This window comes from Burkholderia sp. NRF60-BP8 (genome assembly GCF_001522585.2).
Lineage (GTDB): Bacteria > Pseudomonadota > Gammaproteobacteria > Burkholderiales > Burkholderiaceae > Burkholderia.
Window position 1 is genome coordinate 153,081 of record NZ_CP013373.1, and the last position, 24,431, is coordinate 177,511.

General features: G+C 69.6%; 21 protein-coding genes. 12 read left to right on the plus strand and 9 right to left on the minus strand.

What is annotated here, in order from left to right:
* Position 1 precedes the first annotated feature (1 nt).
* On the minus strand, positions 2 to 574 hold the full coding sequence (locus WS54_RS13730; RefSeq protein ID WP_034209632.1) for a PadR family transcriptional regulator: 573 nt from the start codon (positions 572 to 574) through the stop codon (positions 2 to 4).
* A 68-nt stretch (positions 575 to 642) separates the two neighbouring features.
* Positions 643 to 1,074 carry a Cd(II)/Pb(II)-responsive transcriptional regulator gene (gene cadR / locus WS54_RS13735; protein ID WP_059780409.1) on the minus strand — a complete coding sequence of 144 codons (432 nt, stop codon included), beginning with the start codon at positions 1,072 to 1,074 and terminating at the stop codon, positions 643 to 645.
* Positions 1,075 to 1,155: 81 nt separating this feature from the next.
* On the opposite strand from cadR, the gene WS54_RS13740 reads away from it, so the two are divergent.
* Positions 1,156 to 3,696 carry a heavy metal translocating P-type ATPase gene (locus tag WS54_RS13740; protein ID WP_059780408.1) on the plus strand — a complete coding sequence of 847 codons (2,541 nt, stop codon included), beginning with the start codon at positions 1,156 to 1,158 and terminating at the stop codon, positions 3,694 to 3,696.
* A gap of 10 nt (positions 3,697 to 3,706) precedes the next feature.
* Complete coding sequence (locus WS54_RS13745; protein WP_082725029.1) at positions 3,707 to 4,084, plus strand: zinc ribbon domain-containing protein; 378 nt, start codon at positions 3,707 to 3,709, stop codon at positions 4,082 to 4,084.
* Between the two features lie 81 nt (positions 4,085 to 4,165).
* On the opposite strand, the gene WS54_RS13750 is transcribed toward WS54_RS13745, so the two are convergent.
* Positions 4,166 to 5,047 (minus strand): AraC family transcriptional regulator, encoded by an 882-nt coding sequence (locus WS54_RS13750; RefSeq protein WP_059780476.1) that lies wholly within the window; start codon positions 5,045 to 5,047, stop codon positions 4,166 to 4,168.
* A 276-nt stretch (positions 5,048 to 5,323) separates the two neighbouring features.
* Here WS54_RS13750 and WS54_RS13755 point away from each other — a divergent pair, with 276 nt between their 5' ends.
* From WS54_RS13755 to eutC, 4 genes are all read left to right on the plus strand, one after another.
* Positions 5,324 to 6,787, plus strand: coding sequence for a mechanosensitive ion channel (locus tag WS54_RS13755; protein ID WP_034209627.1), 1,464 nt, complete (start codon positions 5,324 to 5,326; stop codon positions 6,785 to 6,787).
* 187 nt (positions 6,788 to 6,974) lie between these two features.
* On the plus strand, positions 6,975 to 8,387 hold the full coding sequence (gene eat, locus WS54_RS13760; protein ID WP_059780407.1) for an ethanolamine permease: 1,413 nt from the start codon (positions 6,975 to 6,977) through the stop codon (positions 8,385 to 8,387).
* Positions 8,388 to 8,497: 110 nt separating this feature from the next.
* A complete protein-coding gene (locus WS54_RS13765) occupies positions 8,498 to 9,895 on the plus strand; it encodes an ethanolamine ammonia-lyase subunit EutB (RefSeq protein ID WP_034209625.1) in 1,398 nt (465 codons plus the stop codon).
* Positions 9,892 to 10,689: an ethanolamine ammonia-lyase subunit EutC gene (eutC, locus tag WS54_RS13770; RefSeq protein ID WP_059780406.1), complete on the plus strand. Its 798-nt coding sequence runs from the start codon at positions 9,892 to 9,894 to the stop codon at positions 10,687 to 10,689. Before WS54_RS13765 ends, eutC begins: the two co-directional genes overlap by 4 nt.
* Here eutC and WS54_RS13775 read toward each other — a convergent pair.
* Positions 10,682 to 11,566 carry a LysR family transcriptional regulator gene (locus tag WS54_RS13775; protein WP_059780405.1) on the minus strand — a complete coding sequence of 295 codons (885 nt, stop codon included), beginning with the start codon at positions 11,564 to 11,566 and terminating at the stop codon, positions 10,682 to 10,684. The two genes, eutC and WS54_RS13775, sit on opposite strands and share 8 nt — an antisense overlap.
* Before the next feature lie 163 nt (positions 11,567 to 11,729).
* Between WS54_RS13775 and WS54_RS13780 the strand changes: the two genes are divergently transcribed.
* Positions 11,730 to 13,394: an MFS transporter gene (locus tag WS54_RS13780; RefSeq protein WP_059780404.1), complete on the plus strand. Its 1,665-nt coding sequence runs from the start codon at positions 11,730 to 11,732 to the stop codon at positions 13,392 to 13,394.
* 224 nt (positions 13,395 to 13,618) lie between these two features.
* Here the strand turns inward: WS54_RS13780 and WS54_RS13790 are convergent, their stop codons facing one another.
* Complete coding sequence (locus WS54_RS13790) at positions 13,619 to 14,047, minus strand: pyridoxamine 5'-phosphate oxidase family protein (RefSeq protein ID WP_059780403.1); 429 nt, start codon at positions 14,045 to 14,047, stop codon at positions 13,619 to 13,621.
* Positions 14,048 to 14,366: 319 nt separating this feature from the next.
* On the opposite strand from WS54_RS13790, the gene exaC reads away from it, so the two are divergent.
* From exaC to WS54_RS13805, 3 genes are all read left to right on the plus strand, one after another.
* The gene (gene exaC, locus WS54_RS13795) at positions 14,367 to 15,893 is read left to right on the plus strand and encodes an acetaldehyde dehydrogenase ExaC (protein ID WP_034209620.1); all 1,527 of its coding nucleotides are present in this window, start codon (positions 14,367 to 14,369) and stop codon (positions 15,891 to 15,893) included.
* Between the two features lie 174 nt (positions 15,894 to 16,067).
* The gene (locus WS54_RS13800) at positions 16,068 to 16,616 is read left to right on the plus strand and encodes a hypothetical protein (RefSeq protein ID WP_059780402.1); all 549 of its coding nucleotides are present in this window, start codon (positions 16,068 to 16,070) and stop codon (positions 16,614 to 16,616) included.
* Positions 16,617 to 16,833: 217 nt separating this feature from the next.
* Positions 16,834 to 17,850 carry a helix-turn-helix domain-containing protein gene (locus tag WS54_RS13805; RefSeq protein ID WP_027783194.1) on the plus strand — a complete coding sequence of 339 codons (1,017 nt, stop codon included), beginning with the start codon at positions 16,834 to 16,836 and terminating at the stop codon, positions 17,848 to 17,850.
* A gap of 111 nt (positions 17,851 to 17,961) precedes the next feature.
* Here the strand turns inward: WS54_RS13805 and WS54_RS13810 are convergent, their stop codons facing one another.
* Both WS54_RS13810 and WS54_RS13815 read right to left on the minus strand, forming a co-directional pair.
* Positions 17,962 to 19,056: a hypothetical protein gene (locus tag WS54_RS13810; protein ID WP_059780401.1), complete on the minus strand. Its 1,095-nt coding sequence runs from the start codon at positions 19,054 to 19,056 to the stop codon at positions 17,962 to 17,964.
* A complete protein-coding gene (locus WS54_RS13815) occupies positions 19,053 to 20,756 on the minus strand; it encodes a thiamine pyrophosphate-binding protein (RefSeq protein WP_034209616.1) in 1,704 nt (567 codons plus the stop codon). The genes WS54_RS13810 and WS54_RS13815 overlap by 4 nt, the downstream gene beginning before the upstream one ends.
* Before the next feature lie 341 nt (positions 20,757 to 21,097).
* On the opposite strand from WS54_RS13815, the gene vapB reads away from it, so the two are divergent.
* A complete protein-coding gene (vapB, locus tag WS54_RS13820) occupies positions 21,098 to 21,334 on the plus strand; it encodes a type II toxin-antitoxin system VapB family antitoxin (protein ID WP_034209858.1) in 237 nt (78 codons plus the stop codon).
* The gene (locus tag WS54_RS13825) at positions 21,334 to 21,735 is read left to right on the plus strand and encodes a type II toxin-antitoxin system VapC family toxin (RefSeq protein ID WP_034209615.1); all 402 of its coding nucleotides are present in this window, start codon (positions 21,334 to 21,336) and stop codon (positions 21,733 to 21,735) included. The genes vapB and WS54_RS13825 overlap by 1 nt, the downstream gene beginning before the upstream one ends.
* Positions 21,736 to 21,801: 66 nt before the next feature.
* Here the strand turns inward: WS54_RS13825 and WS54_RS13830 are convergent, their stop codons facing one another.
* Both WS54_RS13830 and WS54_RS13835 read right to left on the minus strand, forming a co-directional pair.
* Entirely contained in the window at positions 21,802 to 23,190 is a 1,389-nt protein-coding gene (locus tag WS54_RS13830; protein WP_059780400.1) for an L-serine ammonia-lyase, read from the minus strand.
* Positions 23,191 to 23,220: 30 nt separating this feature from the next.
* Positions 23,221 to 24,363 (minus strand): alginate lyase family protein, encoded by a 1,143-nt coding sequence (locus WS54_RS13835; RefSeq protein WP_034209613.1) that lies wholly within the window; start codon positions 24,361 to 24,363, stop codon positions 23,221 to 23,223.
* Positions 24,364 to 24,431 lie beyond the last annotated feature (68 nt).

The window sequence follows — 24,431 nt, forward strand, 5'->3', positions numbered from 1 at the left end:
GTCAGCCGTCCACCCAGCGCAGCGCGCCGATCTTCAGGTGTTCGACCACGCTGCGCGCCCAGTCGAGCTCCGCATTGAGCAGCACGAGCGCATGCTCGTTTTGCAGCAGGAACAGGCGCGGCACCTGGTCGGCCTGCGCGGTGGCGCGCAGCGCTTCCAGCCGCTCGCGCTCGGCGTCGAGCCGTGCGATTCTCAGTTCGAGCTGATGGCGCGCATCTTCCGCGTCGAGCAGCGGCAGGAACGCGAGGCCGGCGCCGAACGCAGGAAATTCACGCGCGGGCTCCGCGAGCAGCGCATGCAACCACGCCTGCCCGGCCGTGTGCCCGGCTTCGGTCAGCGCATACAGCGTGCGCTCCGGAAACGCGCCGTCGCGCTCGGTGTCGTGCACGGCGATCAGCCCGTCGCGCAGCAGCCGGTCGATCGTCTGGTACAGGCTCGTACGCTGCCGCACGTTGACGACTTCGTCGTATCCGCGGGCCTTCAGTTGCTGCAGCATCCCGTACGGATGCATCGGCGTTTCGGTGAGCGTCGCAAGGATGGCCAGCGCGAGCGGGGACGGGCGGCTCGTAGACATGAATAGTTAAAATATATCTAGTAAGAATATAACTATTCTCGACTGGACTATCTTGTTTGGCAAGGGTTTCAGCCGAGGTGCGAGCGCTTCGCGGCGGGCGCGACGGTTTCCATCGTCGCGAGGCCGTGCACGATTCCGCAATCCTCGACCGAATGCTCGCCGACGCAACGGCGGCGCAATTCGGTGAGCTGCTCGCGCAGATGCGTCAATTCCGCGAGGCGCGCATCGACGTGCCCGATGTGATCGTCGAGCAGCGAATTGATCGAATCGCAGCGATCGGCCGGCGTGTCGGTGAGTTGCAGCAGTGCACGGATTTCGTCGTGCGCCATGTCGAGCGCGCGGCAGTTGCGGATGAAGCGCAGCCGTTCGACGTGCACGTCGGTGTAGTTGCGGTAGTTCGAATCGGTGCGCTCCGCGTCCGGCATCAGCCCCTCTTTCTCGTAGAAACGGATCGTCTCGGGGGTGCAGCGGGCCGCTTTGGCCAGTTCGCCAATCTTCATGCCTTTCTCCCGTGTAAGGGTTGACCTTGTAGTGGCTTCAGGGTGTTAACTCTACACCGTCAAGCCACAAAGGAGGTTGTCATGACCGACGCCCAGCGTCCCCACGACCCACGACACCGTCAGGCCGACGGCGCCGATGCCTGCTGCGCAGAATCGTGCGACACGCAGACGGCGACCGTTGCCGACCCGGCGCCGGCGGCCGGCGAGCGCGCGCACGGCCATGACCACGATCGCGCCCATGGGCACGCTCACGCGGCACATGGCGAGGCGGGTGACGACCACGATCACGCCCATGCCGGCGACGACGAGCACGTGCACGGCGCCACGTGCTCGCACGGCCACGCCGCGCACGATCATGCCGGTCACGACCACGACCACGACCACGACCACGACCACGACCACGACCACGCGGCCGGCGCATGCTGCGCGCCGGCCGCGCTGACGCTCGCGCCGCTGCCGGTCGCGCAGGCGACCGCGTCGGGCCACGTGCGCTCAGCATTCCGGATCATGCAGATGGACTGCCCGACCGAGGAAACGCTGATCCGCAAGAAGCTCGGCGGGATGCCCGAAGTGTCGGCGCTCGAATTCAACCTGATGCAGCGGATGCTGACCGTCGAGCACGTGCCCGATGCGCAGCCGGCGATCGAAAGCGCGATCCGCACGCTCGGCATGACGCCGGAGGCCGCCACGGCCGGCGCGCCGGCGGCGCGCGCCGCCGCCGCGCCCGCGAAGCCGTGGTGGCCGCTGGTGCTCGCCGGCGTCGCCGCGCTCGCGTCCGAAGGCGCGACCTGGGCCGGGCTGCCGGTGTGGCTGTCGGCGGCGCTCGCGCTCGCCGCGGTGCTCGCGTGCGGGCTCACCACGTACAAGAAGGGCTGGATCGCGATCCGCAACGGCAACCTGAACATCAACGCGCTGATGAGCATCGCGGTGACGGGCGCGATGGCGATCGGCCAGTGGCCGGAAGCCGCGATGGTGATGGTGCTGTTCACGATCGCCGAGCTGATCGAGGCGAAGTCGCTCGACCGTGCGCGCAATGCGATCCAGGGCTTGATGCGGCTCGCGCCGGATACCGCGACCGTGCGGCAGGCCGACGGCGCGTGGCGCACGATCGAGGCCGCGCAGGTCGCGCTCGGCGCGGTCGTGCGCGTGAAGCCGGGCGAGCGGATCGGACTGGACGGCGAAGTCGTCGCGGGCCGCTCGACCGTCAACCAGGCGCCGATCACCGGCGAGAGCCTGCCCGTCGAAAAGACGACCGGCGACGCGGTGTACGCGGGCACGATCAACGAATCGGGTTCGTTCGAATACCGCGTGACGGCCGTCGCGGCCAACTCGACGCTCGCGCGGATCATCCACGCGGTCGAGGAAGCGCAGGGCGCGAAGGCGCCGACGCAGCGCTTCGTCGACCAGTTCGCACGCGTCTACACGCCGATCGTGTTCGCGGTCGCGCTGCTGGTCGCGGTGGTGCCGCCGCTCGCGATGGGCGGCGCGTGGCACGACTGGGTCTACCGCGCGCTCGTGCTGCTCGTGATCGCGTGCCCGTGCGCGCTGGTGATCTCGACGCCGGTGACGATCGTGTCGGGCCTCGCGGCGGCCGCGCGGCGCGGGATTCTCGTGAAGGGCGGCGTCTATCTGGAAGAAGGGCGCAAGCTCGCGTGGCTCGCGCTCGACAAGACCGGCACGATCACGCACGGCAAGCCGGTGCAGACCGACTTCGACGTGCATGCGGACGGCGCCGATGCGGCACGCGTGCGGCACCTCGGCGCGAGCCTCGCCGCGCGCTCCGATCACCCGGTGTCGCAGGCGCTCGCCGCCGCGGCCCGCGACGCCGGCACGACGACATTCGCCGACGTGCAGGACTTCGAAGCGATCGTCGGGCGCGGCGTGCGCGGCACGATCGACGGCATGCGCTACTGGCTCGGCAATCACCGGCTCGTCGAGGAGCTCGGGCGCTGCTCGGCGGCGCTCGAGGCGAAGCTCGACGCGCTGGAGCGGCAGGGCAAGAGCGTCGTCGTGCTGGTCAACGACACGCGCGTGCTCGGCATCTTCGCGGTGGCCGACACGATCAAGGACACGAGCCGCGACGCGATCGCCGATCTGCATGCGCTCGGCATCCGCACCGCGATGCTGACGGGCGACAACCCGCATACCGCGCAGGCGATCGCGCGGCAGGCCGGCATCGACGACGCGCGCGGCAACCAGTTGCCGGAAGACAAGCTCGCGGCGGTCGAGGAACTGTCGGCGGGCGGCGCGGGCGCGGTCGGGATGGTCGGCGACGGGATCAACGATGCGCCGGCGCTCGCGCGCGCCGACATCGGCTTCGCGATGGGCGCGATGGGCACCGACACGGCGATCGAGACGGCCGACGTCGCGCTGATGGACGACGACCTGCGCAAGATTCCCGCGTTCGTGCGGCTGTCGCGCGCGACGCACCGCGTGCTGGTCCAGAACATCGGCTTCGCGCTCGGCGTGAAGGTCGTGTTCCTCGGCCTGACGGTCGCGGGGCTCGGCACGATGTGGATGGCGGTCTTCGCCGACGCGGGCGCGAGCCTGCTCGTCGTGGCCAACGGCTTGCGGCTGCTGTCGTCCTCCGGGGCGTTCGGCGGCGTCCGGGCCGAACGTTGAGGAGCGGGCGATGGGCTTTCTGAAACGGATTCTCGGTGGGCACGGCAGCGGCGGAAACCGGGGTGAGCGCAGCCCCGGCGGCCCCGGTAGCGGGCATCACGGCGGGACACGTCAGGGCGGCCATGGCGGCCACGATGCGCGCGGCCGCGATCGCCACGGCTGGGGCTGGCAGGCGCCGGCCGATGCCAGTGGCGGGCGAGGCGGCCAGGGTGGCAACGTGCCGCTGAGCCAGCTCGCGTGCGCGGGCTGCGGCGCACTCAACGCAGCCGATGCACGCTTCTGCGCAAAGTGCGGCGCGGCGCAACGCAGCAAGGCCTGCAGCCGCTGCCATGCGGCGTTGGCGACCGACGCGCGGTTCTGTCCCGGTTGCGGGACGCAGGCCGCTTGAGTATCTCCGCGAGTTCGCGCCTGCCAGGCATACGCACCGGCCGGCGCGCTTCGTTCGACGGCCGGCGCACCGGCCCGTCGCTCAGCGCAGCGGCAGGTGAATTTCGGTGAGCAGGTCGGCCGGCGCCGTGTCCATCGGCGTATTGAGGTACAGCTCGAACGGCGGGGCATCGGCGGCTTCGCGGCCCGAGTGGCGCAGCCAGTCGCCGTAGAGCCACTGGTAGGCCGTCTTCAGGTCCGCATACGGCCCGGTATGCAGCAGCACCGCGTATTCGCCGCCGGCGATCGTCACGCGCTCGACCGGCGGCGCGGGCGCCACGTCCGGCGCGCCGTCGGCCGGCATCCAGCACGCTTTCGCGCGCAACTGCGCTTCGGGCGTCGTGTCCGGATCGTCGTAGAAAATCCCGATCATCTTCGCGCCCGGGCCGATCAGCCCGTGCTGCCCGGCCCACGCGCCGATCTGCCCGAACGCGTCGCCTACCTTCATGTACGCGCCGGTGTGCGTCACCGCGTAGCCGCGCAGTGCCGGCAGGCGCCGGATCTCGACCTCGTGCTTGAACATGTCTTCCTCTCCTCGCTGTAACGGATAAATCGGCCGGTGGCGGCCGGTGCGCCGGTGCTGCGCGGGCAGCACGCCGTACGCGTCGCGAAACGCCCGCGCGAACGCGTGCGTCGAACCGTAGCCCGCGCGCCGCGCGATCTCGTCGAGCGGCCGCTCGGTGCAGACCAGATCCTCGGACGCCCGCACGATCCGCATCCGCCGCACCGTCGACACGATCGACTCGCCGTACAGCGCGCGATAGACGCGCTGCCAGTGATACGGCGACAGGCAAGCGATTTCCGCAAGCCTGTTCAGGTCGAGCGGGCCGTCGAGATGCGCGCCGATGTACGCGTGAACGCGCGCCACGCTCGCTGCGTAGCGGACCCACGCGGGCGGCTCGATCTTCGTTTCGGATGCAGGCATCGGCGTGTCCGGGGCAAGAATCGACGCCACGGTAGCACGGCCCGAATGGACAAATCTTGCGGAAATGCGTAGTGGTCCAAAATCTGCCCCTTTTTATTTCATCGAAATGGGGTCTTGCCCCGCCGCAATCTAGAACTAAAGTTAAAGACGGTGAAATCGGGTGATTGCGTCATTTTTCTCGGGTAAGTTGCTCGGACGGGGCAGCACGCTTTTTCGAAGTACGCAGGTCGTTCGTCGATGTTCAATCGCACCACCACGTTTTCGGGAGAAGAAGAAATGGATGCTTCCAGCTTCATCACGTCGCTGCAGACCACGCTAGGCGGATACCTGCCCAAGATCGCCGGCGCGATCGGCATCCTGGTGATCGGCTGGCTGATCGCCGTGGCGGTGCGGGCCGGCGCACTGCGCCTGCTCAACGCACTGAAGGTCGATCAGCGGATCAACGAAAGTACCGGCCAGGGCGCGTGCGTCGAACGCATCATCGCCGGCGGCCTGTTCTGGCTCGTGCTGCTCGTCACCGCGGTGGGCATTTTCAACGTGCTCAACCTGTACGCGGTCTCCAATCCGTTCTCGCTGCTCGTCACGCACATCGTCAACTACCTGCCGAACCTGATCGGCGGCGCGGCGCTGACGCTGATCGCGTGGCTGATCGCGTCGCTGCTGCGCAGCCTCGCGAACCGCGCGCTGAAGGCGAGCAAGATCGACGACAAGCTGTCCGAAGGCGCCGGCATGCAGCCGATGAGCGGCTATCTCGGCGACGTGCTGTTCTGGCTCGTGATCCTGATGTTCCTGCCGGCGATCCTCGCGTCGTTCGCGCTGTCGGGCCTGCTCTCGCCGGTGCAGGGGATGGTCGACAAGCTGCTCGCGATCGTGCCGAACATCTTCGCGGCCGCGGTGATCGGCTTCGTCGGCTGGGTCGTCGCGCGCGTGCTGCGCGGCCTCGTGACGAACCTGCTGGTCGCCGCCGGCGCCGACCGCCTCACGCAAGGAATCGACAGCCCGACGCCCGTGCGCGTGTCGAGCCTGATCGGCACGATCGTCTACGTGTTCGTGTTCGTGCCGACGCTGATCTCCGCGCTCGACGCGCTGAAGATCGACGCGATCTCGATCCCCGCGACCAACATGCTGAACCAGTTCCTCGGCGCGGTGCCGGACATCGTCGCGGCGATCGTGATCGTGCTCGTCACGTTCTACTTCGCGCGCTTCGTCGCGTCGCTCGCGCAGAAGCTGCTGGAAGCCGCCGGCGCGGACGGGCTGCCGGCCGTGCTCGGCGTCGAGCGCGTGTTCTCGGGCATTTTGCAGCCGTCGGTGCTGGTCGCGCGGCTGATCGTGTTCTTCGCGATGCTGTTCGCGGCGGTCGAGGCCGCGAACCGGCTCGGCTTCTCGCAGGTGCGCGACGTCGTCACGCTGTTCATCGAGTTCGGCGGCCACGTGCTGATGGGCGGCGTGATCCTCGTGATCGGCGTGTGGCTCGCGGGCCTCGCGCGCCGCGTGATCGAGCAGGCCGACCGCGAGCACAGCGTGCTGTTCGCGCGCATCGCGCAATTCGCGATCCTCGGCCTCGTGTTCGCGATGGGGCTGCGCGCGATGGGCATCGCGAACGAAATCGTCCAGCTCGCGTTCGGGCTCGTGCTCGGCGCGATCGCGGTGGCCGTCGCGCTGTCGTTCGGCCTCGGCGGCCGCGAGGCGGCCGGCAAGCTGCTCGACCGCTGGTTCAACCAGCGCGGCGGCGGCCAGTAAGCACGGCCGATCCGGCCCGCGCTGCGCGGCCGGATCGGCGCGGCCACATGCGCGGCCGGCGTTTTCGCAAGCGAAACGTCAGCCGCGATCTTTGCCGAATTTCGATAACACGTCGTTTAATGACTCTCTAGCATCGATTCTCAGTCGCGCGGGCGTGCAGGCCCGGCGCCATTGAGGAGAGAGTCCGATGAAAGCAGAGTCGAATGGCCGGCCCGCCGCCGGCGCCAGGTCGCCCGGCCAGCCCGCGCTGCAGCAGACGCTCGGGACCTGGCAACTGTGGGGCATCGCGGTCGGCCTCGTGATTTCCGGCGAATACTTCGGCTGGAGCTACGGCTGGGCGAGCGCCGGCACGCTGGGTTTCGTGATCACCGCGCTGTTCGTCGCGGCGATGTACACCACCTTCATCTTCAGTTTCACCGAGCTGACGACGTCGATCCCGCACGCGGGCGGCCCGTTCGCGTATGCGCGCCGCGCGTTCGGCCCGACCGGCGGCTATCTGGCAGGAGCTGCGACGCTGGTCGAGTTCGTGTTCGCGCCGCCCGCGATCGCGCTCGCGATCGGCGCGTACCTGCACGTCCAGTTTCCGGGGCTCGAACCGAAACACGCAGCGATGGGCGCGTATCTCGTGTTCATGGCGCTGAACATCGTCGGCGTGCAGATCGCCGCGACCTTCGAGCTCGTCGTCACGCTGCTCGCGATCTTCGAGCTGCTGGTGTTCATGGGCGTCGTGTCGCCGGGCTTCGCGTGGAGCAATTTCACGAAGGGCGGCTGGTCGGGCGCCGATCACTTCAGCGTGGGCGCGTTCCACGGGATGTTCGCGGCGATTCCGTTCGCGATCTGGTTCTTCCTCGCGATCGAAGGCGTCGCGATGGCCGCCGAGGAAGCGAAGAACCCGAAGCGCTCGATTCCGATCGCGTACGTGGCCGGGATCCTGACCCTCGTGGCGCTCGCGATCGGCGTGATGGTGTTCGCCGGCGGCGCGGGCGACTGGACCAAGCTCGCGAACATCAACGACCCGCTGCCGCAGGCGATGAAGTACATCGTCGGCGAGAACAGCGGCTGGATGCACATGCTCGTGTGGCTCGGGCTGTTCGGGCTCGTCGCGTCGTTCCACGGGATCATCCTCGGCTATTCGCGCCAGATCTTCGCGCTGGCGCGCGAAGGCTATCTGCCGGAGTGGCTCGGGAAGGTGCATCCGCGCTTCAAGACCCCGCATCGCGCGATCCTCGCGGGCGGCGTGGTCGGCATCGCGGCGATCTACAGCGACGAGCTGATCCAGTTCGGCGGGCAGACGCTCACCGCGAACATCGTGACGATGTCGGTATTCGGTGCGATCGTGATGTATATCGTCAGCATGGCGGCGCTGTTCAAGCTGCGCCGCTCGCAGCCGAACCTGGAGCGGCCGTTCCGCGCGCCGCTGTATCCGATCTTCCCGGCATTCGCGATCCTCGCGGCGCTGGTCTGCCTCGGTACGATGGTGTATTTCAACGGGCTGGTCGCGCTGGTGTTCGTCGGCTTCCTCGCGGTCGGTTACGCGTACTTCCTCGCGACCCGCGCGCAGCGCGCGAGCGCGCCCGGCGACGCGCTGCTGGAGGAGTGAGCGATGCCGACGGTGCAGGCGAAGGTGAAAGTGAAAGGCCGTTCCTGACGGCATCCGGCGCACCCCGTCGAACGGGCGCGCCGTCGGCTTTTGGCAAGGAGATTCGAACGATGTCCTATACGGAGACGATCGGTCCGCGCACGTACCGCTTCGCGGACCTGAAGACGCTGCTCGCGAAGGCGAGCCCGCTGCGTTCCGGCGATCAGCTCGCCGGCGTCGCGGCGGCGAGCGAGGAGGAGCGCGTCGCCGCGAAGATCGCGCTCGCGGGCGTGCCGCTGAAGGCGTTCCTGAACGAAGCCGTGATCCCGTATGAACACGACGAGGTCACGCGCCTCATCGTCGACGATCACGACGCGCAGGCGTTCGCGGACATCTCGCATCTCACCGTCGGCGATTTCCGCAACTGGCTGCTGTCGCCCGCGGCCGACGGCGCCGCGCTCGAACGGATCGCGCCGGGCCTCACGCCCGAGATGGTCGCGGCCGTGTCGAAGCTGATGCGCAACCAGGACCTGATCGCGGCCGCGCGCAAGCGCCGCGTGGTCACGCGCTTTCGCAACACGGTCGGGCTGGCCGGCCGGATGTCGGTGCGGCTGCAGCCGAACCACCCGACCGACGACGTGAAGGGCATCGCCGCATCGATGCTCGACGGGCTGATGTACGGCTGCGGCGACGCGATGATCGGCATCAACCCGGCCACCGACAGCCTCGCGGCGATCGTGAAGCTGCTCGCGATGATCGACGGTTTCCGCGAACGCTACGGCGTGCCGACCCAGTCGTGCGTACTCACGCACGTGACCAACACGATCGCGGCGATCGAGAAGGGCGCGCCGGTCGATCTCGTGTTCCAGTCGATCGCGGGCACCGAGAAGGCGAACGCGAGCTTCGGGATCTCGCTCGCGCTGCTCGGCGAGGCGCGCGAAGCCGCGCTGTCGCTCAAGCGCGGCACGGTCGGCAACAATCTCATGTACTTCGAGACCGGCCAGGGCAGCGCGCTGTCGGCGAACGCGCACCACGGCGTCGACCAGCAGACCTGCGAGGTGCGGGCGTATGCGGTCGCGCGCAAGTTCGAGCCGTTCCTCGTGAACACGGTGGTCGGCTTCATCGGGCCCGAATACCTGTACGACGGCAAGCAGATCATCCGCGCGGGCCTCGAGGATCACTTCTGCGGCAAGCTGCTCGGCGTGCCGATGGGCTGCGACATCTGCTACACGAACCACGCGGAAGCCGACCAGGACGACATGGACACGCTGCTGACGCTGCTGGGCGCGGCCGGCATCAACTTCATCATGGGGATTCCGGGCGCGGACGACGTGATGCTGAACTACCAGAGCACGTCGTTCCACGACCAGCTCTACGTGCGCGAGGTGCTCGGCCTGCGCCGCGCGCCCGAGTTCGAGGAATGGCTGGAGACGATGGAGATCGCCGACGCGCACGGCGCGCTGCGCGCGGCGACGGCACGCGTGCCGCTGCTCGCGGGCGCGAACGACTGGATGGGGGTGTCCGCATGAGCGACGCCGTCGAGAAGAACCCGTGGGCGCAGCTGAAGTCGTTCACGAACGCGCGGATCGCGCTCGGTCGCGCGGGCAACAGCCTGCCGACCGCGCCGCTGCTGGCCTTCAACCTGTCGCATGCGCAGGCGCGCGACGCGGTGCACCAGCCGCTCGACGCGGACGCGCTGCGGCGCGAGATCGAGGCGGCCGGCCTGCTGCCGACGCTCGGCGTGCAGAGCGCCGCGCCGGACCGCGATCATTACCTGCGCCGGCCCGATCTCGGCCGCAAGCTGTCCGACGACAGCCGCGGGCTGCTGGCCGGCTACGGGGCGGCGCTTGACGAGGCGCCCGATGTCGTGTTCGTGGTCGGCGACGGGCTGTCGGCGTTCGCGGCCGCGAAGCAGGCGCTGCCGCTGTTGCAGGCCGTGCGGCCGCGGCTCGATGCGGACGGCTGGCGGATCGGCCCGGTGGTGGTCGCGACGCAGGCGCGCGTCGCGCTCGGCGACGAGATCGGCGAGCTGCTGCGCGCGAAGGTGGTCGCGATGCTGATCGGCGAGCGGCCCGGGCTCAGCTCGCCGGACAGCCTCGGCGTGTATCTGACGTGGGCGCCGAAGGTCGGCTGTCACGACGCGCTGCGCAACTGCATTTCGAACGTGCGGCCCGAAGGGCTGCCGCACGCGGCCGCCGCGCACAAGCTGCATTACCTGATGACGCATGCGCGCCGCCTCGGGCTGACGGGCGTCGGGCTGAAGGACGACAGCGACGCGCTGCCGCCGCCGGTCGAAGCGGAGCGGATCGGCGCGACTACCTGAACAGCCGCTCGCACAGGAAATCGACGAACACGCGCAGCTTCGGCGACAACTGCCGGCTCGACGGCCACACGATCGAGAACTGCCCCGGCGCGATCCGGTAGTCGTCGAGCACGGTGACGAGCGCGCCGTGCTCGAGCGCGTCGCGCGCGAGGAAGTCGGGCATGTAGCCGATGCCGAGCCCTGCGAGCACGGCGCCGCGCAGCGCCTCCATGTTGTTGCAGGTCATCGCGGTGCGCAGCGCGAGCGGCGTGCCGTCGTCGGCCGCGAGCGCCCAGTCCTGCAGCTTGCCGGTGGTCGGGAAGCAATAGCGCACGCAGTCGTGCGCGTCGAGCTCGCGCGGCGTGCGCGGCGTGCCGGCCTGCGCGAGATACGCGGGCGTCGCGCACAGCACGAACGCGAACGGACCGAGCCGCCGCGACATCAGGCTCGAATCGGACAGCGGGCCGCTGCGGATCACCGCGTCGAAGCCGCCTTCGACCACGTCGACCATCCGGTCGTTGAAATCGAGATCGAGTTCGACGTCCGGATAGCGCTGCCGGAATTCGGGCAGCACCGGCAGCAGGAAGCGGTAGCCGATCACCGGCAGGCTCACGCGCAACTTGCCGCGCGGGCGCTGCGCGGACGCCGTCACGGTCGCCTCCGCGTCGCGGAAATCCTCGAGGATGCGCTGGCAGCGCTCGTAGAAATGCCGCCCCTCTTCGGTGAGCGTCACGCGCCGCGTCGTGCGGTTGAACAGCCGTACGCCGAGCGACTGCTCCATTTTCGCGATGGTCTTGCCGACCGCGGACGCCGAGATGCCGAGCGCGCGGCCGGCCGCGACGAAGCTCAGCGCTTCGGCGGTGCGCACGAACGCGACGATGCCGGTGAGGTTTTCCATCTTTCCATCGAATCGAAGGACGTGCGGCGACGCACGCTGGCAGAGGTATTGCGGAATTTTAGTCCGTTATATGCGGAGCTTCGCGTGGTTTTTCGCGGATTGAATCCGATTTATCGTCTGTCGCTCCGATGGCGCATCCGCGCCGGCTTTTCGAGGAGCGATGATGGATCACCCTGTTTCGGCCAATTCGGCGCTGGCGGCGCGCCGGCGCGCGTGGGTGCTGGCCGCCGTCTGCATGGCCGCCGTCGCGTTGCCGCTGTCGTTTTCGGGCGGCGCGGTCGCGACGCCGGCGATCGGCCGCGACCTGCACGGCAGCCCGGTCGCGATGAACTGGATCACCAACGCGTTCATGCTCGCGTTCGGCAGCTTCCTGATGGCGTCGGGCGCGCTCGCCGACCAGTTCGGCCGCAAGCGCCTGTTTGCCATCGGGGTCGGCGGCTTCACGCTGATGTCGGTCGCGCTCGCGTTCGCGCCGTCGATGCTCGCGGTCGATCTGCTGCGCGCCGCCCAAGGGCTCGCGGCGGCCGCGGCGCTGGCCGGCGGCACGGCCGCGCTCGCGCAGGAGTTCGACGGCGCGGCGCGCACGCGCGCATTCAGCCTGCTCGGCACGACGTTCGGGATCGGCCTCGCGTTCGGGCCCGTGCTCGCCGGCGGCCTGATCGGGCATTACGGCTGGCGCGCGATCTTCGTGACGAGCGCGGTGGCCGGCGTGCTGTCACTCGCGTTCGGGCTGCCGCGCATGCACGAGTCGCGCGATCCGCACGCGACGGGGCTCGATTGGCCCGGCACGGCCGCGTTCACGGCCGCACTGACGCTGTTCACGTTCGGCGTGATCGAGGCGCCCGCGCGCGGCTGGTCGAGTCCGCTCGTGATCGCGCTGCTGGCCGGCGCGGCGCTCGGCGCGTGCGCGTTCGTGACGATCGAGACGCGCGTCGCGCGGCCGATGCTCGACCTGTCGCTGTTCCGCATCGCGCGCTTCGTCGGCGTGCAGGTGCTGCCGGTGTCGACCTGCTGCTGCTACATCGTGCTGCTCGTCGTGCTGCCGCTGCGCTTCATCGGTATCGACGGCTTCAGCGAGATCGACGCGGGCTGGCTGATGCTCGCGATCTCCGCGCCGATGCTGGTGGTGCCGCTCGGCGCGGCGACGCTCACGCGCTGGCTGTCGGCCGGCGTGATTTCCGGGCTCGGGCTGCTGATCGCGGCGGCCGGGCTCGTCTGGCTCGGCATCGCGCTGCGCGGCGGCGCGGGGCCGGCGGCGATCGCGCCGATGCTCGCGATCGGCGTCGGCGCCGGCATGCCGTGGGGGCTGATGGACGGGCTGTCGGTGAGCGTCGTGCCGAAAGCGCGCGCAGGGATGGCCACGGGCATTTTCAGCACGACGCGCGTGGCCGGCGAGGGGATCGCGCTGGCGATCGTCGGCGCGGTGCTGGCCGCGCTCGCGCAAGCGGGGCTGGCGCACACGGCAGGGGCGGCCGGCACGCCGGACGCGACGCTGCGGGCCGCCGCGCGGCTTGCGACCGGCGATCTCGCGGGCGCGGCTGCCGCGTTGCCGGCCGTCGGTCGCGCGGCGTTGATCGCGAGCTACACGCACGCGTTCGATCGGCTGCTGGCCGGGCTGGCCGTCGTCACGGTGCTGTGCGCGGCGGTGGTGTTCGGGTTTCTCGGCGGGCGGTCGGCGGCCGACGAAACGGGCGACGAAACGGGCGACGAGGCGGGCGACGAGGCGGGCGACGAGGCGGGCGACGAGGCGGGAGGCCGCACGTTCACCGATGCGTCGGCGCGCAGCAGCCGGATCGAACCGGCCTGTGCGGAGACGCACGGGCGGTGAGCGTTGTATCGTGGCGCTTCGGCGCTTTGGCGCTTCGGCGCTTCGGCACTTCGGTGCATCGTGCATCGGTGCTTCGGGCCATCGGCGCATCGGCGCATCGGCACGTCGGCACGTCGGCACGTCGGCGCTTCGATGCCTCGGGTCATCGGCGCTTCGGCACCTCGACAATCCAGTAGGCGCAGCCGCCCGCATGGTCCGTCGGTCAGCGCGTCACCCGCTGCGGGTCACGCCAGCACGAGCGGCGGCAGGGCTACATCCGCGCGCGCCTGCGCGCACGCCACATCGATCACCAGATAGCGCAACGCATCCGGCCACAGGCGCGCGTGCCGTTGTGCATCCTCGTCGAGCGTCGCGCGGCCCTGCACGAGCCAGGTCGTCCGACGCACGAAATCGACGAACAGCAGCGCGATGGCCGGATTCACGAGCAGGTTGCCGATCGTGTTGAGCAGGTTGTTGCCTGCGAAGTCGGGCAGCACCAGCGTGCGGCGGTCCGGGATATCGACGAGCGGCGCGAACGAGCCGTCGGCGCGCGGCTGGCGGCCGCGGTAAGAACAGTCGGCGTTGCCGGCCGCGTCGGCGGTCGCGACGATCAGGAAAGCCTGCTCGCGGATGAAGGTGATGGCATCGTCGGTCAGGGGGCCGCGATCGGTCATGGTGTCGGTCGGCGTGTGCGCCGTGCGTGAGGATCCGCGATTCGCACGCAAGCGACATGCCACGCGGCGCGGCGCGCATTCGCGGCAACGCACCGCCGCCCACTGTGGAAATTCCGAACACCGGCCACCTCGCTGCGCAACCGCGGTGTTCAGAATCGGTACACCTGCCGTGTTGCGTGCGTGAACACCGCACGGAGCGAACGCGCGCCGGCCGCGATCGACGTGCGCCCGTTCCGTTTGGCACGCATGTTGCGTAAACGGGACCAGCGCATTCCAACCGGCGCTGTACTCACACAAGCACGATGAACAGGAGACATGTATGAACCCGTTTGACCTGAAGCAACTGGGCCTCGACGTCGAATACCCGTACCGCCAGCAATACGACAACTACATCGGCGGCAAGTGGGTGGCGCCCGTGAAGGGCGAGTATTTCGAGAACGTGTCGCCGATCAACGGCCAGCCGTTCTGCCGCGTGCCGCGCTCCGGCGCCGACGACATCGAGCTGGCGCTCGACGCCGCGCATGCGGCGCGCCGCAAGTGGGGCAAGACGTCGGTCGCCGAGCGCGCGAACCTGTTGCTCGCCGCCGCCGACCGGATGGAAAAGAACCTGAAGCTGCTGGCCGTGGCCGAGACGATCGACAACGGCAAGCCGCTGCGCGAGACGATGGCGGCCGACCTGCCGCTCGCGATCGACCACTTCCGCTATTTCGCGGGCTGCATTCGCGCGCAGGAAGGCGGCATCTCCGAAATCGACGACAACACCGTCGCGTACCACTTCCACGAGCCGCTCGGCGTGGTCGGCCAGATCATCCCGTGGAACTTCCCGCTGCTGATGGCCGCGTGGAAGCTCGCGCCGGCGCTCGCGGCCGGCTGCTGCGTCGTGATGAAGCCGGCCGAGCAGACGCCCGCGTCGGTGCTCGTGCTGATGGAACTGATCGGCGACCTGTTCCCGGCCGGCGCGATCAACATCGTGAACGGCTTCGGCAAGGAAGCGGGCGAAGCGCTCGCGACCAGCAAGCGGATCGCGAAGATCGCGTTCACCGGCTCGACGCCGGTCGGCAAGCACATCCTGCGCGCGGCGGCCGACAGCCTGATTCCGTCGACGGTCGAACTGGGCGGCAAGAGTCCGAACATCTTCTTCGCCGACGTGCTCGACCAGGACGACGCGTTCCTCGACAAGGCGCTCGAAGGGCTCGCGATGTTCGCGCTGAACCAGGGCGAAGTGTGCACGTGCCCGTCGCGGATCCTGATCCAGGAATCGATCTACGAACGCTTCATCGAGAAGGCCGTCGCACGCGTCGAGCGCATCAAGTCCGGCCACCCGCTCGACCTGCAGACGATGATCGGCGCGCAGGCGTCGCAGCAGCAGCTCGACAAGATCCTGTCGTACATCGACATCGGCCGCGGCGAGGGCGCGCAATGCCTGACCGGCGGCGAGCGCACGGCGCCGGCCGCCGAACTCGGCACCGGCTATTACGTGAAGCCGACGATGCTGCTCGGCAACAACAAGATGCGCGTGTTCCAGGAAGAGATCTTCGGGCCAGTCGCGTCGGTGATGACGTTCAAGGACGAGCAGGAAGCGATCGAACTCGCGAACGACACGTTCTACGGGCTCGGCGCCGGCGTATGGACGCGCAACGGCACGCGTGCGTACCGGATGGGCCGCGAGGTCGAGGCCGGCCGCGTGTGGACCAACTGCTACCACCTGTACCCCGCGCATGCGGCGTTCGGCGGCTACAAGCAGTCGGGCATCGGCCGCGAGACGCACAAGATGGCGCTGTCGAACTATCAGCAGACGAAGTGCCTGCTGGTCAGCTACCAGGCCGAGGCGCTCGGGTTCTTCTGATCGCCGCTGTCGCGGCGGCGTGCCGGGGCCGGTCGGCCCCGCACGTCGCCCGGTTCGATTTCCCTGTTCGACGGCCGGCGCCGGTCGCGTTTCCGGCGGCCGGCGCCGGCCACGCTGCCGGCCGTCGCGCATGCGCGACGGCACGGTGCACCGATGCATGTGACGACTCCCGGCATGGCAGAACCGCCCCGATCCTTTCCGCGTCACCCGGTATTCCATCCGGGCGAACTCGACGCGCAACACCGCTTCGGCGTCGCCGACGAAGCCGAGCGAATGAGCGACGCCGTGACCACGCGGCTGAGCATCGGCGTACGGCAGTTCGTCGAATCGCAACCGTTCATGTTCGTCGGCACGGCGTCCGGCGCGGGTGCGTCGATGACCTGCGACATCGTGCAGAGCCGGCGCAGCGAGCACGGCGATCTGCTGCCGGTGGTGCGCGTGATCGATACGAAGACGCTGCGGTTCGCGTTGCCCGCCGCGCATGACGGCGACGGCGGCTGGATCGACGCGGCCGCCTGCGACGGCAGCGGGGTCGGGTTGCTGTTCGTCGATTTCGTGCGCGGCCTGCGCTACCGGATCAACGGCCGCGCCACGCTGCGCGCCGATTTGCCGGAAGCGGACGCGGCGCCGTGGGCGGCGGGCAGCGCGATCGTCGAACTGGCGATCGCGCAGGCATACGGTAATTGCGGCACACGGGTCGTGCGGCTGAAGCCGGCCCGGTAGCCGGCGTCCGGGCGCCGGCATCCGGCTCGGGCGGCGGCACGCATGCGCGGTCGCCGCGCGGATCGCACCGGCGGCGTGCGCGACGTGCCGCCTTCGGGTGCGCCCGCATGGCGCGCATTGGCCGGACAGCGTGGAATGGCGGGGGCGCGCCGGGCCGTGCGGTTCGGCACGGGACTTGCGTGATACGCAGGGTTCCGCGCAGGTGAGGGAGGACACGATGGATCAACACGTGGCGTGTACGGAAGAACCGACCGCCGAAGACACGCGGCGCAGCGCGCAGGGCGACGACGCGTTCGCCGGGCAGGCCGTCGTCAGCGTCGCGCACGATGCGGACGAGCAGGCGCGCAACCTGATCGGCTGGCGGCAGACCTACGACCAGCTCGCGGCCGGCCGTTTCGTCGGCACGCTGACCGAGCTGCCGCTCGACACGATGAAGCTGTTTCGCGAATCGACCAGCCACCTGCTGCGCCAGGCGTGCGAAGTGCGCGGCGACGCGTACTGGTTCGGCATCCCGCTCGTGTGCGACGGCTCGGCGCGCGTCGATGCGTGCCGCATCGGCCCCGGCGCACTCGCATTCCGGCCCGGCAACGTCGAATTCGAACTCGTGACGCCCGCGCAGTTCTCGATCTACGGCGTCGTCGTGCGCGGCGACGTGCTGCGTCGCTATGCGGAGGAAGTGGAGCGTCGCGCGCTCGACGAGCGGCTGTTCACGCAGCGCGTGATGCAGGTCGGCGACGCGCGGCTCGCGCGCCTGTGCGCGCTGCTCGGCCGCCGGCTCGACGGTGCGGTGGCGATGGCCGGCCCGCTGCCCGATGCGCAGCGCGACGACCTGCAGGCCGAAGTGCTGGCCGCGCTGTTCGACGCGTGCGCGCAGCCGGCCGACGACGGCAGCGGCAGTGCGCCGTCGACGCGCCGCTGGCTCGTCGACCAGGCGCGCGACTACGTGCTCGCGCACCGCACGCGCCCGGTCGGCGTGCCCGAGCTGTGCGAGCAGTTGCACGTGAGCCGGCGCACGCTGCAGTACTGCTTCCAGGACGTACTCGGGATGGCGCCCGCGACCTACCTGCGCACGCTGCGGCTGAACGGCGCGCGGCGCGACCTGTGCGGGCGCGCGGCCGGCTCGGTGCAGGACGTCGCGGAGGCATGGGGCTTCTGGCATCTCAGCCAGTTCGCGACCGATTACCGGCGCCTGTTCGGCAAGCGGCCGTCGGAGACGCTGCGCGATCGCGCGTGAGACGCTCGGCACGGGGTGCCGGGCGGCCGGGGCGGCGGGCGCAGCGGGCGCTGGCGCCGGGCGCGCGCTGCCGATTCGATCGTGTTCCGCTCGCCGCCGCGCCGGCTTCGCTCAGATGGCCGTCGCCGCCGCGCCGCGCGGCGCGGGCCACGCCAGCGCGTCCCAGTCGACTGCGCGGTAAGCGGCTTCGACCGCCGCCAGATCGTCCGGCCGCTCGCTGCGGTGCAGCCCGTGCAATTCGGCCGGCACGTCGAGCGTGACCGGCACGCAGTGCGGATAGTCGCGCACGCGCCATGCCGGCCCGATCGTCGTGAAGCACGCGAGCGTCGGCACGTCGAAACCGTCGGCGAGATGCACGGCCGCCGTGTCCGGCGCGAACAGCAGGCTCGCGCCCTTGATCCAGGCGATGAAGCGCGCGGTGTCGGTCGCGTCGCGGCTCACGTCCACGTAGGCGGGATGCGCGAGCGGGCCGAAGCCGACCACCGGCAGCCCGTAACGCTGCGCGAGCCGCTCCACGAACCCGATGCACAGCGCGGGCGGCACGCTGCGCACCGCGGTGCTCGCATTCGGGCAGAACAGCACGTACGGCCGCTGCCACGCGGCCGGCAGCGCGGGCAGCGGCAGCCGCGCGAGCCAGCGGTTGCGCTTCGCGGCGGCGGGCACCGCGGCCGGATCGACGCCGAGCGCGTCGAGGAAGAAATCGATCATGGGCAGCCGCGCGAATGCGGGCCAGTACAGGTGATTGCCGACGTCGATGCAATGCGCGTCGGCGGGCAGCGCGTCGGCCGCGCACGGCAGCGTGCGTGACGGCGCGACGACGTCGGCCGCGAGCGCGTACAGCGCATCGACATAGCGCGGCGCGCGCGCCGGCCGGTACAGCGTGAAGCGCAGGCCCGCATGGGCCGCGCGCAGCGCGGCGAGGGCCGTCAGCCCGATTACCGAATCGCCGAGCGTGACGCCCATCCCGTTGATCACGTGCACGTGCCGCGCGTCGCCGTAATCGACGCGGAACGGCCGGTGAGCGGCGTGCAGCAGGCCGAGCGCCGGCGCGGCCGGCACGTGGCCTTCGGCGCGCGTGTCGCCATGCTCGAGGTCGTACGGCGCGACGAGCATGCCGTCGGGCGCGAGCAGCGTGCCGGGGCAGGTCAGCGCGTCGTCGGGCGACAGCGCGGCGACGGGCGGCGCGGTGCGCATGTCCATCGTCATGCGCTACGCGCGCGGCGGCCCTGCTCGCGGATCTGCTCGAGCGTCGCGGCGGGCGTGCTGGCGTCCTGCGGGATGCGGATCTCGATCACCGCGGGCAACCCGCAGGTCAGCGCGCGCTCGAGTGCGGGCGCGAAATCGGCGGTGCGCTCGACCGTCTCGCCATGCGCGCCGAACGCACGTGCATACGCGGCGAAATCCGGGTTCGTGAGTCCCGTGCCGTGCACGCGCCCCGGGTAGTTGCGCTCCTGATGCATGCGGATCGTGCCGAAATGGCCGTTGTTGACGACGATCGCCACGATGTTCAGCCCGTATTGCATCGCGGTCGCGAGCTCGTTGCCGGCCATCATGAAGCAGCCGTCGCCGGCGAGCGCGACGACGGCGCGCTGCGGATACAGCGACTTCGCGGCTAGCGCGGCCGGCAGTCCGTAGCCCATCGCGCCGCTCGTCGGCGCGAGCTGCGAACGGAAGTGCCGGTACGCGAAGTGGCGATGCAGCCAGATCGCATAGTTGCCCGCGCCGTTGGTCAGGATCGCGTCGTGCGGCAGGCGCTCGCGCAACTGCACCATCACGTCGCCGAGTTGCACGTCGCCGGGCATCGGCAGCGGCGCATGCCATTCGCGGTACGCGCGGTGCGCGTCGGCGGCCGCGCCGGCCCACGCGGGCCGCTCGGGCGGCTCGAGCGCGGCCAGCGGCGCGGCGATCTCGGGCATGCCGGACACGATCGGCAGGTCGGCGGCGTACACGCGGCCCAGTTCGTCCGCGCCCTGATGCACGTGGATCAGCGTCTGGCGCGTCTTCGGGATGTCGAGCAGCGTGTAGCCGCCGGTCGTCGCTTCGCCGAGGCGCGGCCCGATCACGAGCAGCAAGTCGGCATCGCGGATGCGTTTCGCGAGCGCGGGGTTGATCCCGAGCCCGACGTCGCCCGCGTAGTTCGGGTGTGCGTTGTCGATCGTGTCCTGGTAGCGGAACGCGCACGCGACCGGCAATTGCCAGCGTTCGACGAAGGTGCGCAGGTTCGCGCAGGCGTCGGGCGTCCAGCCGCTGCCGCCGACGATCGCGAACGGCCGTTCCGCGCGCGCGAGCCGTTCGCGCAGCTCGTCGATCTGCGCGGCCGACGGCGCCGCCGCGATGCGTTTCGCGGCCGGCACGACGGGCTGCGGTGCGCACGCGTCGGACAGCACGTCCTCCGGCAACGCGAGCACGACCGGGCCGGGCCGGCCGGACGTCGCGACGTGGAACGCGTGGCTCAGGTATTCGGGGATGCGGCGCGGATCGTCGATCTGCGCGACCCATTTCGCCATCTGGCCGAACATCCGGCGGTAGTCGATTTCCTGGAAGGCTTCGCGGTCGAGGTGCTCGCGTGCGCATTGACCGACGAACAGGATCATCGGCGTCGAATCCTGGAACGCGGTGTGCACGCCGATCGACGCATGCGTCGCGCCCGGCCCGCGCGTGACGAACGCGATGCCGGGGCGGCCGGTCAGCTTGCCGACCGCTTCGGCCATGTTCGCGGCGGCCGCCTCGTGGCGGCAGACGACCGTCTGGATGCGGGCGGTGTCGTCCGCCAGCGCATCGAGCACGGCGAGGAAACTCTCGCCCGGCACGCAGAACACGCGTTCGACGTGATTGGCGAGCAACGCATCGACGAGCAGTCGCGCACCGGTGGTGGCGCGCGGCTCGAGATCCTTGGAATGCGACATGGGCAGCCGTCTCCCTTGGGTAGCGGGACGTACAGCTTACGCCGGTTGACCGAGCGCCGGTACGCCGGCCATTGAAAAGTGTCGGAACGCTGGGCGGGGCGGCCCGTGCGCGCCGGCTTCGATTGGCCTTCCGGCCAGCTTGTGCGCGTTCGTGCGACGGCGGAAAGTGAGTGCCATGGATGTTGAGCCCGACGCCGAATCGGCATGTCGGCGTTCAGCGGGGGCGTTGACGCTGACGTATCGAGCGGAATGCCATCGGGAGGCTTATGTACACACATGGATTTACATCTTCGCCCGCATCGGATAATGTACATACAATGTACATCCGAGCGGAGATCGACATGCATACCACGAGGGTATTCAGGAACGGCAACTCGCAGGCCGTGCGAATTCCAGCGGACCTCGCTTATGAACGCAGCGACATCGAACTGGAAATCGAGCGCGTCGGGGACGAAATCCGGATTCGGCCGATGCGGCGGCCGCTGACGCAGGTACTGCAGAAATTCGCGAAATTCGGGCCGGACTTCATGGCCGAAGGGCGCGGCGATCAGGAGCAGGCCGAACGCGAGGGATTGTGATGCCGCGCTTCATGCTCGACACCAACATGTGCATCTATCTGATGAAGCATCAGCCGGAGCAGGTCGCGAAACGATTCGCGCAGTGCTACACGGGCGACGTCGTCATGTCGGCGATCACCTATGCGGAGCTCGAGTACGGCGTGACCGCATGTGCGAGTCCGGCCCGGGAGCGCCGCCATCTCGCCGCATTGATCGAGGATATTCCCGTCGCGCCGTTCGACGCCGCGGCCGCGCAAGCGTATGGCCCGATCCGCGACGCCACCCGCGAGCGGAAGAAGGATCACCTCGACAAACTGATCGCCGCGCATGCGGTGTCGCTCGATGTCGTCCTCGTGACCAACAACGAGCGGGATTTCGTCAGCTATCCGGGGCTGCGACTGGAGAACTGGCTGAACGACTAGCGCCGGGCGCCGTGCCGGCGGCAATGCGGGATATCGGTCCATCCCGCGCCGCCGCCGGGGCCGGCATCAGCATTCGACGATATTCACCGCGAGCCCGCCGCGCGACGTTTCCTTGTACTTCGTCTTCATGTCGGCGCCCGTCTCGCGCATCGTCTTGATCACCGAGTCGAGCGACACGTAATGCGAGCCGTCGCCGCGCAGCGCCATGCGCGCCGCGTTGACGGCCTTCACCGACGCCATCGCGTTGCGCTCGATGCACGGGATCTGCACCATCCCGCCCACCGGGTCGCAGGTCAGGCCGAGGTTGTGTTCCATCCCGATCTCGGCCGCGTTCTCGACCTGCTGCGGCGTGCCGCCGAGCACGGCCGCGAGCGCGCCGGCCGCCATCGAGCACGCGACACCCACTTCACCCTGGCACCCGACTTCCGCGCCCGAGATCGACGCGTTGAGCTTGTAGAGGATGCCGATCGCGGCGGCCGTCAGCAGGAAGTCGATCACGCCCTGTTCGTTCGCGCCGGGCGTGAAACGCGTGTAGTAATGCAGCACGGCCGGGATGATGCCGGCCGCGCCGTTGGTCGGCGCGGTGACGACGCGGCCGCCGGCCGCGTTCTCCTCGTTGACCGCGATCGCGTACAGGTTGATCCAGTCGATCATCGACAGCGGGTCCTGCAGCGCGCGCTCCGGGCTGCCGGTCAGCGTGCGGTACAGCTGCGGCGCGCGGCGCTTGACCTGGAACGGGCCGGGCAGGTTGCCGTCGGCATCGGGATGGCCGATCCCGCAGCCGCGCGACACGCACGACTGCATCACGGCCCAGATCTTCAGCAGCCCGTCGCGCGTTTCTTCCTCGGTGTGCCATGCGCGCTCGTTTTCCCACATCAGTTGCGCGATCGACTTGCCGGTCGATGCGGTCAGCGCGAGCAGCTCCGCGCCGGTGCGAAACGGGTGCGTCATCTGCTCGGCCGCGCTCAGTACCTTGGTGTTCGGCGCGCCGGCCGTCACGACGAAGCCGCCGCCGACCGACAGGTAAGTGCGCTCGACCAGCACCGCGCCATTCGCGTCGCTCGCGCGCAGCTTCATCCCGTTCGGATGTTCGGGCAGCGCCTGGCGGTAGAACGCGATGTTGTCCTTCAGCACGAACGGCACCGGATGCGTGCCGAGCAGCGCGAGCCGCTTCGTTTTGCGGACGTCTTCCAGCCGCGCGTCGATCGTGTCGGGATCCACGGTGTCGGGCGCGTCGCCGAGCAGGCCGAGCATCACGCCGCGGTCGGTGCCGTGGCCCTTGCCGGTGGCGCCGAGCGAGCCGTACAACTCGACCTTCACGTGGGCCGTCGCGTCGAGCAGCTCGTCGCGCTCGAGGCCCTGGACGAACATCAGCGCCGCGCGCATCGGTCCGACCGTGTGCGAACTGGACGGACCGATGCCGATCTTGAAGAGGTCAAACACGCTGACTGCCATTTCGATACCTGCCTTGCGATAAGAATGAAGCTAGCGCGCCTGCAATGGCAGGCACGCGGCGAGCCATGCGGGCGGCGTTGGGGAAAGCTGCTGCGCGACGCGGGCATAGCGCCCGTCGAGCCGCGCGGCCAGATGAAAGAGTTCGGTGGCGTTTTTCGGGTCCCACTGCCCCGTGTAACCCGGCAGGCCGGCCTCGCGGCGCTTCGCGTCGAACGGCACCGGCGAATTCACGAATTCCTCGTGCGTTTTCTCGCCGAGCGCATACGGCACGAGCCAGTCGAGCGCGGCCGCGAGCGTCGCGCCGTTCGCGCCGCGCTCGCGCAGCCAGTTGCGGTTGAAGCGGCGCGCGGCGAGCGCGGCCGTCACCAGCGGCTGCAAATCGTAGACCGCGTAATGCAGCGCATCGCGTTCCTCGAAATCCCAGGTCTTGCCGTCCGGGCCGATGTTGTCGGCGAGATGTTCGACGAACAGCCGCTGCGCGGCGTTCATCATCTTGCGGTCGCCGAGCGTGAACGCGGACAGCGCGATCAGCTTGATCCGGTGGCTCTGCCAGTTGTTGCGCCAGGTGCCGGTGAGCGGGCGCTTCTGCGCGTCGACCTGCGCGACATAGCCGGCGCCGAGCTTGGCGATGAACGCGGCCGCCGCGTTGCGCGTCTTCACCGGCAGCGCGCTCGCGGTCATGTCGTACGCGACGATCAGGCTCTCGAAGCGCGTCTCGTCGATCGGGTTGAAGCTCGGCTGATAGGTCGAGACCCACGCGGACAGGAAGCGGTCGACGAGTTGCAGGTAGCGCGGCGCGTTCGTCACGCGCCACGCGAGCGCCGCATCGCGCATCAGGTCCATGTCCTTGAGCGCGGCGGCGCTCTGGTCGTAGATGCCTTCGTGCGGCAGCGTGCCTTCGGTGTGCACGCGCGCCATCGCCTTCGGCTGCTCGCCGATGCGTGCGTCGACGCTGCGGATCAGCGCCTGCACGCCTGGCTCGGCCTGCGTCGTCTCGCTCGCCTGCAGCGCCGGCGCCGCGCAGAAATTCATCGCCGCGTGCGCACGGCCGGACATGCCGAGGCCGGCGGCGGCCAGCGACAGCGACGCGACGAGCATCGGCACGGAACGGCCTGCGCGCGTGCGCGGCCGCCGCTCTGTTGCACCATGGCCCGGAAACATCGGACGCACCATGCGGAACTCCTTCATTGGCTGGATCGCGTGTGATGTTAGCCGGATTGGCGGATGAACGTGAACCGGTC

Coding starts and splice junctions, on each gene's coding strand:
- WS54_RS13730 (WP_034209632.1), bottom strand. CDS start 574: ATGTCTACGAGCCGCCCGTCCCCGCTCGCGCTGGCCATCCTTGCGACG.
- cadR (WP_059780409.1), bottom strand. CDS start 1,074: ATGAAGATTGGCGAACTGGCCAAAGCGGCCCGCTGCACCCCCGAGACG.
- WS54_RS13740 (WP_059780408.1), top strand. CDS start 1,156: ATGACCGACGCCCAGCGTCCCCACGACCCACGACACCGTCAGGCCGAC.
- WS54_RS13745 (WP_082725029.1), top strand. CDS start 3,707: ATGGGCTTTCTGAAACGGATTCTCGGTGGGCACGGCAGCGGCGGAAAC.
- WS54_RS13750 (WP_059780476.1), bottom strand. CDS start 5,047: ATGCCTGCATCCGAAACGAAGATCGAGCCGCCCGCGTGGGTCCGCTAC.
- WS54_RS13755 (WP_034209627.1), top strand. CDS start 5,324: ATGGATGCTTCCAGCTTCATCACGTCGCTGCAGACCACGCTAGGCGGA.
- eat (WP_059780407.1), top strand. CDS start 6,975: ATGAAAGCAGAGTCGAATGGCCGGCCCGCCGCCGGCGCCAGGTCGCCC.
- WS54_RS13765 (WP_034209625.1), top strand. CDS start 8,498: ATGTCCTATACGGAGACGATCGGTCCGCGCACGTACCGCTTCGCGGAC.
- eutC (WP_059780406.1), top strand. CDS start 9,892: ATGAGCGACGCCGTCGAGAAGAACCCGTGGGCGCAGCTGAAGTCGTTC.
- WS54_RS13775 (WP_059780405.1), bottom strand. CDS start 11,566: ATGGAAAACCTCACCGGCATCGTCGCGTTCGTGCGCACCGCCGAAGCG.
- WS54_RS13780 (WP_059780404.1), top strand. CDS start 11,730: ATGGATCACCCTGTTTCGGCCAATTCGGCGCTGGCGGCGCGCCGGCGC.
- WS54_RS13790 (WP_059780403.1), bottom strand. CDS start 14,047: ATGACCGATCGCGGCCCCCTGACCGACGATGCCATCACCTTCATCCGC.
- exaC (WP_034209620.1), top strand. CDS start 14,367: ATGAACCCGTTTGACCTGAAGCAACTGGGCCTCGACGTCGAATACCCG.
- WS54_RS13800 (WP_059780402.1), top strand. CDS start 16,068: ATGGCAGAACCGCCCCGATCCTTTCCGCGTCACCCGGTATTCCATCCG.
- WS54_RS13805 (WP_027783194.1), top strand. CDS start 16,834: ATGGATCAACACGTGGCGTGTACGGAAGAACCGACCGCCGAAGACACG.
- WS54_RS13810 (WP_059780401.1), bottom strand. CDS start 19,056: ATGACGATGGACATGCGCACCGCGCCGCCCGTCGCCGCGCTGTCGCCC.
- WS54_RS13815 (WP_034209616.1), bottom strand. CDS start 20,756: ATGTCGCATTCCAAGGATCTCGAGCCGCGCGCCACCACCGGTGCGCGA.
- vapB (WP_034209858.1), top strand. CDS start 21,098: ATGCATACCACGAGGGTATTCAGGAACGGCAACTCGCAGGCCGTGCGA.
- WS54_RS13825 (WP_034209615.1), top strand. CDS start 21,334: ATGCCGCGCTTCATGCTCGACACCAACATGTGCATCTATCTGATGAAG.
- WS54_RS13830 (WP_059780400.1), bottom strand. CDS start 23,190: ATGGCAGTCAGCGTGTTTGACCTCTTCAAGATCGGCATCGGTCCGTCC.
- WS54_RS13835 (WP_034209613.1), bottom strand. CDS start 24,363: ATGGTGCGTCCGATGTTTCCGGGCCATGGTGCAACAGAGCGGCGGCCG.